This window comes from Mesorhizobium sp. M0239, from assembly GCF_040321815.1.
Taxonomy (GTDB): Bacteria; Pseudomonadota; Alphaproteobacteria; order Rhizobiales; family Rhizobiaceae; genus Mesorhizobium.
On the sequence record NZ_JAMYSG010000003.1, the window covers coordinates 1 to 14044 of the forward strand.

The 14044-nt window shown below is 61.4% G+C and carries 14 protein-coding genes; 5 read left to right on the top strand and 9 right to left on the bottom strand.

Annotated elements, in window-relative coordinates:
* Nucleotides 1-162 precede the first annotated feature (162 nt).
* The gene (locus tag NKI99_RS03185; protein ID WP_031213750.1) at nt 163-759 is read right to left on the bottom strand and encodes a glutathione S-transferase family protein; all 597 of its coding nucleotides are present in this window, start codon (nt 757-759) and stop codon (nt 163-165) included.
* 412 nt (nt 760-1171) lie between these two features.
* Nucleotides 1172-1636, bottom strand: a complete 465-nt coding sequence (locus NKI99_RS03190) for a hypothetical protein (protein ID WP_024504297.1) — start codon at nt 1634-1636, stop codon at nt 1172-1174.
* Nucleotides 1637-2210: 574 nt separating this feature from the next.
* On the opposite strand from NKI99_RS03190, the gene NKI99_RS03195 reads away from it, so the two are divergent.
* Complete coding sequence (locus NKI99_RS03195; RefSeq protein WP_352550507.1) at nt 2211-2522, top strand: transcriptional regulator; 312 nt, start codon at nt 2211-2213, stop codon at nt 2520-2522.
* 38 nt (nt 2523-2560) lie between these two features.
* Here the strand turns inward: NKI99_RS03195 and NKI99_RS03200 are convergent, their stop codons facing one another.
* The 5 genes from NKI99_RS03200 to NKI99_RS03220 all read right to left on the bottom strand — a co-directional run bounded on the left by NKI99_RS03200 (nt 2561) and on the right by NKI99_RS03220 (nt 6267).
* Nucleotides 2561-3397, bottom strand: a complete 837-nt coding sequence (locus NKI99_RS03200) for an EamA family transporter (protein ID WP_352609727.1) — start codon at nt 3395-3397, stop codon at nt 2561-2563.
* Nucleotides 3394-3975, bottom strand: a complete 582-nt coding sequence (locus NKI99_RS03205; RefSeq protein WP_352550511.1) for a TetR/AcrR family transcriptional regulator — start codon at nt 3973-3975, stop codon at nt 3394-3396. The genes NKI99_RS03200 and NKI99_RS03205 overlap by 4 nt, the downstream gene beginning before the upstream one ends.
* A 133-nt stretch (nt 3976-4108) precedes the next feature.
* On the bottom strand, nt 4109-4561 hold the full coding sequence (locus NKI99_RS03210; RefSeq protein ID WP_127289218.1) for a hypothetical protein: 453 nt from the start codon (nt 4559-4561) through the stop codon (nt 4109-4111).
* A 183-nt stretch (nt 4562-4744) separates the two neighbouring features.
* Nucleotides 4745-5599: a 23S rRNA (adenine(2030)-N(6))-methyltransferase RlmJ gene (locus NKI99_RS03215; protein WP_352609730.1), complete on the bottom strand. Its 855-nt coding sequence runs from the start codon at nt 5597-5599 to the stop codon at nt 4745-4747.
* Nucleotides 5600-5661: 62 nt separating this feature from the next.
* A complete protein-coding gene (locus NKI99_RS03220) occupies nt 5662-6267 on the bottom strand; it encodes a hypothetical protein (RefSeq protein ID WP_352609732.1) in 606 nt (201 codons plus the stop codon).
* 1053 nt (nt 6268-7320) lie between these two features.
* On the opposite strand from NKI99_RS03220, the gene NKI99_RS03225 reads away from it, so the two are divergent.
* Nucleotides 7321-8358, top strand: a complete 1038-nt coding sequence (locus NKI99_RS03225) for a UDP-glucuronic acid decarboxylase family protein (RefSeq protein WP_352442188.1) — start codon at nt 7321-7323, stop codon at nt 8356-8358.
* Nucleotides 8355-9434, top strand: coding sequence for a UDP-glucose 4-epimerase GalE (gene galE, locus NKI99_RS03230; protein ID WP_352442187.1), 1080 nt, complete (start codon nt 8355-8357; stop codon nt 9432-9434). The genes NKI99_RS03225 and galE overlap by 4 nt, the downstream gene beginning before the upstream one ends.
* 690 nt (nt 9435-10124) lie before the next feature.
* On the opposite strand, the gene NKI99_RS03235 is transcribed toward galE, so the two are convergent.
* On the bottom strand, nt 10125-10601 hold the full coding sequence (locus NKI99_RS03235) for a DUF995 domain-containing protein (protein ID WP_352442186.1): 477 nt from the start codon (nt 10599-10601) through the stop codon (nt 10125-10127).
* Nucleotides 10602-11148: 547 nt separating this feature from the next.
* On the opposite strand from NKI99_RS03235, the gene NKI99_RS03240 reads away from it, so the two are divergent.
* Together NKI99_RS03240 and NKI99_RS03245 are read left to right on the top strand one after the other, a co-directional pair.
* Nucleotides 11149-12075, top strand: a complete 927-nt coding sequence (locus NKI99_RS03240) for a lysylphosphatidylglycerol synthase domain-containing protein (protein ID WP_031213747.1) — start codon at nt 11149-11151, stop codon at nt 12073-12075.
* A 44-nt stretch (nt 12076-12119) separates the two neighbouring features.
* Nucleotides 12120-13121 carry a glycosyltransferase family 2 protein gene (locus NKI99_RS03245; protein WP_245273299.1) on the top strand — a complete coding sequence of 334 codons (1002 nt, stop codon included), beginning with the start codon at nt 12120-12122 and terminating at the stop codon, nt 13119-13121.
* Between the two features lie 260 nt (nt 13122-13381).
* On the opposite strand, the gene NKI99_RS03250 is transcribed toward NKI99_RS03245, so the two are convergent.
* Nucleotides 13382-13780, bottom strand: a complete 399-nt coding sequence (locus NKI99_RS03250; protein ID WP_023813778.1) for a hypothetical protein — start codon at nt 13778-13780, stop codon at nt 13382-13384.
* Nucleotides 13781-14044 lie beyond the last annotated feature (264 nt).

Sequence of the window (14044 nt, forward strand, 5' to 3'; positions counted from 1 at the left end):
GGGGCGATCATGCCCCCGTGTCGTCAAAAAGCTACCAGCCAAATATCCTGTCAGAACACTGAAGGTGCCTAAGTGAACTGCATTAGGCCTCGCGCCCGGCTTTTTTTGTGTCTGAGTGATTTTCCCGGGTGATCGGGAAATCAATTCCGGGGTAATCGGCTATCAACCGGGAATGCAGGGCTTCAGCTCTGGAAACTTCTCGTCGAAGCGCGCAGCCCACCGTGTCAGCCGGGCGCGGCCCTTTTCCCATTTTCCGGCAAAGCGCAGCGAGAGATAGCCAAGGCAGGCGCGCAGCGCCATCTGGCCGGCGGTGATCTTCTTCGGCAGCTTCGGCGGGTTGGCGTTGAGCAGGTCGAGTGCCGCCGTGATCTTCGCCCACTGGCGATCGAGCCAAGGCTGATAGACCATCTCCTCGGGCCGCGTGCGCCGTTCATAGACCATCGACAGCGCGCAGTCGCAAATGCCGTCGGCCAATGCCTCCAGCACTTCCGCCTCGAGCCGCTTGTCGGGATTGCGTGGAAAAAGCGCGTTCTTCGACAAACGGTTGAGATGCTGGGTGATGGCGCGACTGTCATGGATGGAGCGACCGTCGTCGAGCACCAGAACCGGGATCTTGCCGAGCGGGTTGGCGTCGACCAGTTCGGCCGGTTTGTCCTCGGTTTTGACCGCCACCGTTTCGATGTCGATGCCGGCATAGGCTGCGGCCATGCGCACTTTGGAACTGTAGGGAGAGGTGGACGCATAGAGCAGTCTGGGCATGATCGGTTTCCTGTTTTGCAGGCCGGCAGTGTTGACCGATCAGGCGCGATCGAGCAATGGCCAGAAGCGGAAAACCCAGCCGCCAGCGAGCGGCGCATCGGCCAGGGCCGTTTAGCGAGCGCTCCGTGAAGACGGCGCTTCATCACCATGGTCGCCGAGTTGCCGGAATCGCAGGGATCGCTCAGCCGGCAGGCAAGACCGAAGAGCCTCGCGCCGATATTTCATCACCCGCATGAATGACACAAAAAAAGCCCCACCGGACTTCGCCCTATGGCGAAGTCCTGGGAGCTGCGAAAAGATATCCTCCGTCCGCCTCTGTTCTCGCCTTCCGACTGCCTAAACAGCGAGCGGGGCGCCTGTCAGGCACCCGCCCTTGACTGTTTCGGCACCGCCCCGGCGAGGGAAGACGCGACTACTTCTTGCCGGCCTTCGCGGGCGCTGCCTTCGGCTTGGCCGCAGGTGCCGCTTTCTTCACCGGTGCTGAAGATTTCGCTGCCGCAGCCTTCTTTGCCGGAGCAGCCTTCGCAGCCGGCTTCTTGGCAGGTGCAGCCTTGGCAGCCGGTTTCTTGGCGGGCGCTGCCTTCTTCGCTGCGGGTTTCGCCGCGGCTTTCGCTGCAGGCTTCTTGGCCGGTGCCGCCTTCGCAGCCGGCTTTGCCGCTGCCTTCGCGGGTGCCGCCTTCTTCACTGCCGGTTTCGCAGCAGCTTTCGCTGCCGGCTTCTTGGCCGGTGCTGCTTTTGCCTTGGCCGCCGCGGCCTTCGGCTTGGCAGCGGGTGCTGCTTTCTTCACTGCAGCTGCGACCTTTGCCGTCGCTGCTTTTGCGGGTGCTTTCTTTGCCGGTGCCTTGGACGCCGGCGCTTTGGATGACTGCTTAGCCATGCGATGCCCCTTCCTTTGTGCCGACGGCCGTAATGACCCGGCACGCTCATGCATATCTGACTCGCGGCTTGCTAGCCAGCGAAGCAATAGACCGATTTTCGCAGCTTAAATTTCGGTTACGATCGGCACATGGTCGTGCTGACCGTCGCAGAAATTCACTGCTGATCTTCGACCAATGGCTAGAATGTGTCGCCGACATTCTCCACACTCCGCGGGACCGCTCCTCTCGTGAAGCTCCCAAGATCAGTGAACAGCTTTGCATGTCGATCGTCGGTCGCCGATATCATGACCGCCGCCTCATCGGTGCGATCATCTCGTGCAGGCGCACGATCTATACTGCAATGCGACAGCCGGTCGATGCATCGTCTTGTCAAGCACGATCGCAGATCGGCTTGCTCGTGAATTGACAGATAACTCTACATGACAGAGTATTCTGTACAGCATGCGGGAGCACTTCAATGTCGATCGCACAGGAGCAAGCGGCGCTGCCGCCGTTCCAGATTGCCAAGACGGTCCGCCACGGCGGCAGCATGGTTGTCCGTGGCCTCCGGCTTGGCTGCGCCGGAGCCAATCGATGAGTGCCGACGAAATCATCCACCAGAGCACTCGGCTCAGGATCATGGCCGCGCTGAGCATGCTGGAAAGGCGTCAAACACTGGACTTCACCGGGCTGAAGGCCATCGTGGACGTCACCGACGGCAATCTCGGCGCGCACCTCGATACGCTGGCCAGGGCGGGTTATGTCGACATCGAAAAGCTGTTCGTCGGCCGCCGGCCGCAGACGCGCGTCAAGGCGACGACGAGTGGACGGCGCGCGTTCCGCGGCCACGCCGCATTCCTGCGCAAAATCCTCGATCAGGCCGAGGCGGCGCCGCGCAGGAAATAGCATGGTGACCGGGCAATCCTGCGCGATCCGCAGTTCCGTCACGGCTGATAACCGAGGCAGATGGCGCCGAGCGCGACGATGGCGCAGGCGCCGACCCGCCGCGGCGTCAGCACCTCGCCGAGGAACAGGCGTCCGATGAAGGCCGCGAAGACGACGCTGGTTTCGCGGATCGCGGTAATCGGCCCGGCCGGCCCGAGCGCGAAGGCCGCGACCACGACACCGTAGGCCAGAAGTGCAAACAGGCCCCCGCCCAGCGCCTTCCAGGTTTCAGACGCGCGCAGGTCGACAATGAGCCGGCCACGGCAGGCGACGAAGGCCGCCGGCAGCAACGCGCCGTAGATCAGCAGGACCCATGCGGTGTAGGCGCCGGCGTTTCCCGCCGCCCGAACGCCGAGCGCATCGACCGTCGCATAGGCGGCGATGATAGCTCCCGTTGCCAATGCACAGAATATCGATGTCGTGGCGGCCCTGCCCCGTCCGAGTGAAAGGCCCATGATGCCGCCCGCGACCAGCGCGACACCAATGGTCTGCGGCAGAGTGAGCTGCTGGTTGGCCAGGAAGAACCCGCCGAGCGTGACAAGCAGCGGCACGCTGCCGCGAACGATCGGATAGACCTGTCCCAGTTCGCCATATCTGTAGGCGGCCACCAGAAACAAACTGTAGCCAACCTGCAGGCAGGCCGAGAGCACGATGTAGGACCAGGCCGGCGCGGCCGGAAGGGCGTGGAAGAAGGCGAAGGGGATGGCGAGCGCCGTGCTTGAAAAGCTCATGACGGTGACGGTCCACAGCCTGTCGGCCCCCGTGCGCAGGAACGCGTTCCAGCTTGCGTGCAGGATCGCCGCAAACAATGCGAGCCCGATGACCAGCGGGCTCATTGCGGCCTGCGCGAAGCAGCGACGATGCCCATGGCCGCCTTGCGGGCGTCGCGAATGGCGGCGTCGGCCTGCCCCATCTGCGCCAGCAAGGTCGCACCTTCGATCAGCATAAGCAGCGTCGCCGCCACGCTCTCGGCGCGGCCGCGCGGCATCACCTCTTCGAGGATAGACCGCATGCGCCGCTTGAGGCCGTTCTTTTGCCTGACAACGGCCTTGAAAACCGGATGCCTGGGATCGCCGAACTCGGCCAGCGCATGTGCGAACAGACAGCCATGGAAATCCGGGCTGCGGAACCAGCGTGCATGCCAGTCGAAGATTCTTCCGATTTTCTGTTCCGGCGGAATGCCCTCTTGGGCGAGCCGGTCGAGCTGGCGGTCGAAACGCATAGCGCGATAGCCAAGCACCTCGACGATCAGTTCGTCCTTGCTGGGAAAGTGGCGATACATCGTCATCTTGGCCACATCGGCTTCGGCGATGATCCGGTCGATACCGGTCGCATGGAAGCCGGCGCGCTTGAACAGCACGTAGGCCGTTTCAACGACGTGCTGGCGCTTATCGGAAACGGGCGATGGTGTCATGCGTTTGCCGAGTGGTGAGACAGGTCTGTCTCATAGCTATGCGACGGATCGCGTCTGCTGTCAACGCGGCACAAAAAACGCCTGCAGCCGATCAAGCCACAGGCGCGAAAGAGATTGGAAGGGGAGACCGGGTTTAGCGCAGAATGCGGCAGCGGCCGTTGTAGACCATCCAGCGGTCGAAGCCCGAGACGCAAAATTCGACATTGTCGCCGATCGAGGCAAAGCCCTGGCCTTCCTCGATCAGGTACCAGATGGTGCGATCGCGGCCGTCGGACAGACTGACGGTGGCGCCGCAATAACGGCGACCGATCGGCCAGGTATCGTTGGCCGCCAGATAGCGATGCTGGTGAATACGCCGGAAATCGGTGATCTGCACATCAGGCAGATGCGGAACGTGATGCACCTGGTAAGAGAAGCGGCTGGTGATCTTGTTCAGCACCCAGGCTTCGCCACAGACACCGCTGTCCTCATCGGAATAGACCGTAAGATCGGCCGCCTGCACGACCTTGGTGACGCCGAGAGGCGCGGCAAGCGGGGTGCAGAGCGAAATCAGGGCGGCAAGAGCGGATTTGGCGAAGCGAGTCATGGCAGCCTCTCAAGGTCGATTGCGCGCACTGTGCGGATTCGCTCGGCGGCGGTCAAGCGGTTGCGTTGACAATGGTTTCCCAGTTTGAAACTGCTTTTTGACCAAAGCCGGCACCGGAATGGCTCTGGCACGTTCATGTCCGGACCAAAAGAGCGCGGTCCCCGGGTCGTCGATGGGCCCGCCTCAAGCCTGCTCGCCGGCCAGCCATTCCAGCGACCAGTGCGCCGGCCGCCCCACCACAAGCAGCCTGTGCAGGGCCGGCAGCAGCGTCCGCAGCTCGCCCTCCAGCGTGAACGGCGGGTTGACCACCAGCAGACCGCTGCCGTCGAGGCTGGGTTCCGAAGAGGCCGGCCTGATCTCGAATTCGATGTCGAGCAGCTTCGGAATGCCGGATTGCTTCAGCGCCTTGCGGAAGGCGATGATCGCCTTGCGGTCCTTGATCGGATACCAGAGCGCGTAGATGCCGCCGGGCCACCGCTTGTGCGCCCTTATAAGCCCGTCGACAAGGCGTTCGAACTCACCCGCTTCCTCGAATGGCGGATCGATGAGGACAAGGCCGCGCTTTTCCTTCGGCGGCAGATGGGCGCCGAGCGCCAGCCAGCCATCGAGCTCGATGATCCGGGCCTGGAAATCGCCGGCAAAGAACGTCCTCAGCCTCGCGGCATCCTTGGGGTGCAGCTCGATCGCCGTCAGCCGGTCCTGCTTGCGCATGAGATGGCGCGCGATCAACGGCGAGCCCGGGTATTTCTGGATGCCGCCCTCGGGGTTGAGCGACCGTATTGTCTCCAGATAGGGCGCGAGCAGCGCCGCCACCGGCGCGGCAAACGGGGCATCGATCACCCTGCCGATGCCGCCTTGCCACTCACCCGTCTTCTGCGCCTCGAGCGACGACAGGTCGTAGCGGCCAATGCCGGCATGGGTGTCGACGACCCGAAACGCCTTATCCTTCTGCTTCAGATACTCAAGCAAGCGCGTCAGCACGACATGCTTGACGACGTCAGCGAAATTCCCGGCATGATAGGCGTGGCGGTAGTTCATTGTTTTGTGCCGTTATGCATGTCGTTGTCCCAAAACCGCTGCACATTTTTGGGCGACATGCATCAGCCCCTGCCCCAGCGCGGCGGTGGCGGCTGCGAGTTCGGATTTTCCGGCCGGCCACCACGAGTGCGCAAAGTCAGCAAGAATCCGATCAGGCCGATCGCCATCAGCGCGAAGCCGACCGGCCGTGCACGGCTGTCGATCTCGCCTGCGCCGGAGCGCAGGATGAGATCGACCGCCCGCATCGGTATGTCGTCGGCATCACCCGGTCCGACGGTGAAGATGTAGGGACCCGGGCTGACGGTCGCGATCACGCCGGCCTCGTCGCGAAAGATCTTGTCGGGCAGTTGCGGGCTGGCCTGGCGAGGATTGTCGGAATGGCTGAACTGCAGCGTCGAGGCCAGCACCGTGCGGCCATTGCTTGCAGCGGTCAGCGTCAGCACGGTGCGCTGCTGCGAGACGATGCGCTCTGCTCTTGCGGTCAGGTCGACCAGCACCCGCACCGGCGCGTCGCGGCCGGAGAGCGGCACCGTCAGCGGCTTGAAGCGGCCCTGCTCATAGACCCGCCAGGTGCCGATCTGATGGCCGGAGAAATTGCTCATCGCCCAGGGATAGACGACACCAATGCCGGCGCCGACGAGCAGGATCAGGACAAACAGAAAGCGCATTCACATCACCACATTCCATCGTGACCTTGCCAATAGCGCCCCAACGATCAAAAGGCGATGGCCAGCCGAGTCGCCACCCCAGGCGATCGAGCTAGACGTGCGCAAGCAACAACCCTGTGGCGGCGTGGCCGGGCGCCAATGCGGAGTTCTACCTATGCGCTTAAAATTCGTTGCCGAAATGACCGCTCCTCCACTATGAAATGAACACGCGCATGCGCTTTTCGGCGAAATGGGCCATCGGTGCGCCTTGCGAACCAGAGGCCTTGATGGGCAAAGATCATGAACAGCGGCACCAAAAGAGGATAAAGTCAAAATTCGTCCCTGTGAATGAATTTGCTTACAAAGCTTTAGCCCTTGCCCTTCTTCCAACTATAGCCAGCTGCGGCGTGCCTACGATAGGTCAAGCCCTATGGTATGAATATTCGCGCCCTGGAATTTATATTTGCACTCCGAGCGGTTTCGGGCAGCAATCTCGTTGCTATCTGAAATTTTCCCGTCGCTTGGGTCGTTAAATCCACTTTCGGCTGGATCCATCCCGACCTCGCCCTGAATTGCGCAACCCCTCCTCCATGGCGATCTTGGCTGCCAAGCGCTGATTCGACATAACGAACAGCGTGTGGCGCCGACGGCCAGCGACCGACCCAATACGCTGATTCGAAATGAGGAACTGCTCTGGACATCTCCCGGTTCAGCTTCGAGGCCGATGCCGGCCCGTGATTAACCATTCGCAAACAGATATGGTTAAGAAATATCTAATTTAGTTGACTATGATTTCCACAGGTATATTTTCGATGCGTTGGGATGTGCAATTTGGGCGAGCAATCGACGATGGTGACACCGAGCGTGTAATCGCGATTTCGGGGCGCAGAGAATGCTGAGTGGCAGCACGGAGGTTGTGTAGTCGCACCAGCTTCGCGAAAGCCAAAGAACAATTGACGCACATCAGTGATGGCGGTTCCGCAGATGCGGAGGTTTGCCACGTTCTGAGGAACGTGGCCGGGCGATGCTTTGTCCCGGCCCGGCGGTAGCGTGTGCGGTGCGTATGAGGAAAGCATGAGTAAGCTTGTCAAGGTTCTGAAACTGGAATCCGGCAGCCAAAGGGGCGCCAACCAAAGCCGACCACGCGCCCTTGTCGCCGGAGGAGCGGGATTTTTAGGATCGCATCTGTGCGAACGTCTTTTGCGGGACGGATACGACGTTGTCGCGCTGGACAATTTCCACACCGGCAAAAGATACAATCTCAATACCCTTCTGCATAATCCGCGCTTCAGTTGCATCGAGCACGACATCGTCGATGCATTGCCTTCGGATCTTCAATGCGACGAGATCTACAATCTCGCCTGCCCCGCCTCTCCGCCGCACTACCAGGCAGACCCGATCCACACCTTCAAGACAAGCGTGCTTGGATCGCTGAACCTTCTGGAACTCGCGCGACAGAACAAGGCCAAGATATTCCAGGCCTCTACATCCGAAGTCTATGGCGATCCCTTCGTGCACCCACAGCCCGAGAGCTACTTCGGCAACGTCAACACGCACGGACCGCGTTCCTGCTACGATGAAGGCAAGCGCTCGGCCGAAACCCTGTTCTTCGATTATTCGAGGACCTATGGCCTCGATATCCGTGTCGCCCGCATTTTCAACACCTATGGTCGCCGCATGCAGCCCGACGATGGGCGTGTGGTTTCGAACTTCATCGTCCAGGCGCTGCGCGGCGAGGACCTGACCGTCTATGGCAGCGGCCAACAGACGCGCTCTTTCTGCTATGCCGACGATCTGATCGAGGGCTTTATCCGACTGATGAACGCGCCGAGCGCGCCCGCCCACCCGGTCAATCTCGGCAACCCTGCCGAATTCACCATCATGGAACTGGCGACGCTGGTCGTCGATTACACCAACGCCCGATCGAAGATCGTGCATCGGCCGCTGCCCGTCGACGATCCCAGGCAGCGCAAGCCGGACATCTCCTTTGCCAAGGCCAATCTCGGCTGGGAGCCGAAAATCAGCTTGAGCCAGGGGCTCGCGCGTACCGTCGAGTATTTTGATGCCCTGCTTTACGGAAGCCACATCGCCAGAGGAGCTGCCGCTTCATGAGCCGGCCGGCAGTCCTGGTGACGGGTGGAGCCGGTTTCATCGGCAGTCACACCTGCAAGCAGCTGGCCGCCGCCGGCTACATGCCGGTGGTTTTCGACAATCTGAGCCGCGGCAATGAGAGATCCGTCGGCTGGGGTCCGCTTGTCGTCGGCGATATCCGGGATCAGGATGCACTGCGGCGGGCTATGGAAACGTACCGGCCGACGGCCGTGATCCATTTTGCGGCGCTGGCCTATGTCGGAGAGTCCGTTCGCGAGCCGGCCGAATATTATTCGACCAATGTGACAGGCACCATCGCGGTGCTCGATGCCGCACGCGCGAGTTCGATCGAAAACATCATCTTCTCCAGCAGTTGTGCGACCTACGGCGTGCCGGAAGCGTTGCCCGTTCGCGAGACCTCCTCGCAAAATCCGATCAGCCCCTACGGGCGCTCCAAGCTGATGGGTGAACAGATCATCGGCGACTATGCATCCGCGTATGGAATGAAATTTGCGATCCTGCGCTATTTCAACGCTTGTGGCGCCGATCCCGACGGCGAGCTCGGTGAGTGGCATTCGCCGGAAACCCATCTGGTTCCCAGAGTGCTCATGGCCGCATCGGGCATCATCGACGCGATCGAGGTTTTCGGCACCGACTACGACACGTCGGACGGCACCTGCGTAAGGGATTATATCCACGTCACCGATCTGGCCCGCGCTCACCTGAAAGCGCTCATCTATCTCGAGGGTGGCGGGCGAAGTCTTGCGGTCAATCTCGGCACCGGGCGGGGCATCTCCATCAAGGAGATCGTCAAGGCGGTCGGCCGAATGACGTCGAGGCCGGTTCCGGCAGTGCTCAGGAGCCGACGCCCTGGGGATCCGGCGGAGCTCTACGCCGATCCGGGAAGCGCACGCGAACATCTTGGCTTTGTGCCGGAGCTTTCAGACATCGACACCATTGTCAGGACGGCCGCTCCCTTTTTCGGACTGAAGACCAAGCCAATGAAACTGCCGCCAGCCAGGGTGGCAGCGTCGGTCGTCGCTCGACGAGTCAGAGATAGCGGGGGTGACAGCTCGCGCGCTGGCCAAATCCGCTAGGGCTGCAGATATAAGGCGAGCCGCCCGAGAACGTGCTGCCATCGCCCGGATTGAACGAGATTTTCACCGGCGCCGGCGTGCTGGCTTTGATCCGTTGCGGTGGTGCAAAGGCGTAGGCACTTTCAGTTGCTATTGTGCTTGTCATCTGGATCGGATGGTCGGCACGGAGCGAGCGCACGAGAAATGTGGCCTGCACGGGCTGGACCGCGGGCTGACTGCGGACCGGGTGGACTATGGGCCTGATAAGGACCGAACCGGTTTCAGTTGCGTCCATACCTTGACAACCTGCAACCATAGAGCTCAACGCTACGGCCGCGGCAATAGATACGACATTTTTGCTTGAGCAAAATACGCTCGCGGAATTTCTCATCCTCTGTCCCTTGCTATCAAGTATAAGCCAAGGGCGCGTTGCGACATACTATACTTGGGCCGCTTTCACGCCGCATGAGTGACCACTCGCACATCACACGCTATATTAGATATCACTAATTATTAAATTTCATCAAAACCGTATGGCAGGCCATCGTCTCGTCGTCTGGCTGATGCAATTGAATGCGACTAGATGCGATCGGCGCGCCGACCGCGCCTGCCGAGCCGCTTAAGGCTTAACCATAGGCGATTCGCGGGTTCCGCGACAGGCGCACGGCAAGAACAGCCAGGCCACTGGCTCAGCGTGGCTGGAAGCATGGCCTACTTCTTGGCATCGACCAGCTTGCGGGTCTCTTCGAACTGCGCGCCCTTGGTGTCGCCTGCTTCGAATTTCTTGTATTCGTCGGAAGGATCCTCGGGAGATCGCTTGAAACCGTACCATTCCCCGTCCGGATCCTTGCGTTGCTCGATGTTCCGGCCCTGAATGCGATGGCTGTAGCAGGTGCGGTGCGGCTCGCCGGTGTAGCTCTTCGATCGCCAGGCGAGCTCCATGCACATCTTGCCGTCCTTGGTCACCAGCCATCTGCCCTCCGCGACGGTTGCCGTGCCCTGCCCGGACGTCCAGGCCCTGAGGTGTCGATTGTCCCGCGCGAAATAAGCTGCTCCGTCCTTCCATATCCATGTGCGGCCGGCATACAGAAGCTGTAGTTCGTAAGCAGTCGGAACAGCGGCGGTACCGGCTTCCGCCGTGCTTTTGTCGTTGGCGGCGGCCGCGTGCGCCGCTCCCGAAACAGCCACCTGACCGCAAAGAGCTAGGAGCAGCACAAGTTGCTTGAGACTTGCACACCGCCGAGGCCCCTTGCGATGCCGACGGCCGACATCAAGCGGCAGCGATCTGATCAAAGCTGTCGGCATAGTTGGCACTCGCATGTCTATTCGGTCCAAGGCGGCTGCGTCAGCACTTTGACGGCCACGCGAACCATTTAACAGTCGTGAGAAAGGCGGTGTCAACCGCCGCAAAGCACGCGGGCAACAACTATTCGCGACACGCGCATTGTCCATCAAGACGGCAACATCGCGATTGCGCATCGGGCTTATGGATCCGGACAGCCGGCCGACCTAATCAGCAGCCATCGATGAAACCGAGGCCATAGTCGGGTCGGAAAGCAGGCCGATGCCGGAGGTTCAGCGGCCGCCTGAAGTTGCGCGGATGCGCGCTCGCAAGCCAGGCAATGCGATCGATCGGAAAGGCTTGGGCCGCTACCAATGCTGTGGATTTTGAGATACAGCACGCCGCGGCCGACGGAATCCGATAGCGCAAGCCTGCGCAGGAATTGTTGAATTGTTGAAACGAGCTGCCTCAATAATCGTGAGCCTGGCCCTGCTGGCGTGGGTCGTCAGCGACTCGCGCTGGAAGATGGTGGGCGATGCTTTCGCGAGCATCACGCCCGGCGCTTTCGCGGCAGTGGCGCTTGCGCTGTTCGTCACCTACGTGCTGCGCGCGCTGCGCGTCTGCGACGAGTTCCGCGACGAGGTGCATGGCCGTTTCGGTGCCTGCCTGCGGATCATCCTGATCCACAATGCAATGATCAACGTCGTGCCCTTTCGCGGCGGCGAGACGGCCTTTCCCCTGCTCCTGCGCCAGGTCTTCGGCATACCGATCATGCGCGCCAGCGCCTCGCTTCTGTGGTTCAGACTGCAGGATGCCTTCGTCGTCGGCGTGCTGGCCCTGGTGGTGTGGCCGGGCCTGCATCCGGCGACAAGGATCGCGGGCGTGGCGGCGGTGGTCGCTGCCGCCTGGTATCTGCCGCGCTGGGCGCGGGCGCCGCATGACTGGGCAGGCCGCGGCAAGATCGTGGCGAAACTCGGCAGGCTGCGCGATGTCTTCACCGAGGCGACCGGCCGATCGCGCTATGGCTGGTGGTGGACGATCGCCAATTGGTCGCTGAAGCTCACCGTACAGGGATGGTTGCTGGCAATGCTGCTGGGGACATCCTTTTCGACCGCCTTTCCAGGCGTCGTCGGGGCCGAAGGCGCCGCCATACTGCCGGTGCAAGGCGTTGCCGGCTTCGGCACCTACGAGGCGGGTGCAGCGGCGGCGCTGCTCACCTCCGGCATTGCCATGAAGAGCGGCCTTCAGGCAGCGCTGGCACTGCATCTGTTCATCTTCTGCTCGGCAATCGCCACGGGTGCGATCGCCTGGCTGTTTCCCTCGAAATCGACGCTGCCGGGGAACCCGGCCGTCGGCCCTGCAAGGAAACCATCCCTATGAGCGTATTGCCCATCCCTGCTTCGGGACTGCCTGACGGCACGGTGATGCCGGACCATACACTGTCCATCGTCGTACCCATGTACAACGAAGCCGAAAACGTCGAGCCACTGCTGGCACGGATTCACCAGGCTATGGAACGCTACGAGCAGCCATGGGAGGTCGTGCTGGTCGATGACGGCAGTACCGACGCGACGGTGAGCGAGATCAGGCGCCTGGCGGCGCATTACGGCCCGCATGTGCATGCGGTCGAGCTGGTGCGCAACTACAAGCAGACCGCCGCGATGCAGGCCGGCATCGACGCGGCGCGCGGAGACGTCATCGCCACGATCGACGGCGACCTGCAAAATGATCCCTTCGACATTCCGCGTATGGTCTACCGCCTGTTGAGCGAGGATCTCGACCTGGTGGTCGGCTGGCGCAAGGATCGCCAGGAAGGGTTTTTCATGCGCAGGCTGCCCTCGCGCATTGCCAACGCGCTGATCGCGCGCGTCACCGGGGTGCGCCTCAAGGACTATGGCTGCAGCCTGAAGGTCTATCGCGGCAACGTCATCCGCAGCGTCAAGCTCTATGGCGAGATGCACCGCTTCATCCCGGCATGGCTGGCCACGGTGACGACACCCAGACGCATCGCGCAGGAGGTGGTGACGCACCATGCCCGCATCCACGGCCAGTCCAAATACGGCATTTCGCGCACCTTCAGGGTCGTGCTCGATCTGGTGTTCATGTATTTCTTCATGCGCTATCGCACACGGCCCGGGCACTTCTTCGGCGGCATCGGCATCGTGCTTGGCGCGCTGGGTTCGCTGATCCTTGCCTACCTGCTTTGCCTGAAGCTGCTTTTCGCCGAGGACATCGGAACACGCCCGATGCTGTTCACCGGCTTCTTCCTGCTCATCGCCGGGGTGCAGATGGTGACATCGGGCGTGCTGGCTGAAATGCTGGCACGGGTCTATCACGAAGCGAATGGAGCATCGGCCTATGTCGCGCGGCCGCGCCCGGCGCCCGGTGACAATGACGGCTGGCTCCGCCCCAGCCGGCCATCGTGACTTGATCGGAACGCCATGGAAGCTCCGCGCCCACAGCGCTGACCGGAGCGGTGGCTTCATCAACAGCTTGCTGGGTGTGATTTTGGTTTCAAGGCCGACAGTGGACCGGCAGGGTTCGTCGACGCCGGGAATGGCGGCCTGAGGGCGAGGCAAGGCGCAATATCCTGCGCCAACCCCTCGCCCTCGACTCGCGCCCCCGGCGAAGACAAGAGCGGCGGATCCTTCATTCAAATCGCGCCGCCACTTTTGGGTCCGATGGTCTAGTAGCGCGAACGGCAGCTGGCGCGCTGGCCGAAACCGCTCGGGCCACAAATCCAAGGCGAATGACCGAGGAACGGGCCGCCATTGCCCGGGCTGTAGGAGACCTTCACCATCGCCGGCCTGCCGACCCGCTGCGGCCGCACGAAGGCGGCATAGGCCTCCTGCCTCGTACGCGTCACCATGGTCGTCTGTGTGAGCGGCTTGCGGTAGAGAACCTTCTTTCCGACGCGATCGAGCTTCCTGACGTGCTGGACCTTCTTGCCAAAACCTTGATCAACGATCCGTCCGTTGATTGAGCTGGTCTTGGTCGTGTCCATCGTCTGGCAGCCTGACAACATCGAGGCCAATGCGATTGCAGCAACAGCATAGGCATATTTTCTGCCGGTCAGATTTTCCATAAACTGTCTCATCATCTGCTCCCTGCCCTGTAATGCAACGTGATTGAAAGCGAAGAATATACTTCGAATCCGTCGTTTCTAATCGCTCGTGAGTGGTCGTTTTCCACTCACATCGTTCCGTCATATTAGAAGAGACTTATTAAAATTCGTGCAAACGTCATAATGAACGCAGCCTTTCACTCTTCGCTCGAATTTGAAGGAAATTCGATTGTCGGATCGGCTGGCAGACGGAGCCTTGCCAAACGGCACACCGGCATACGCGAC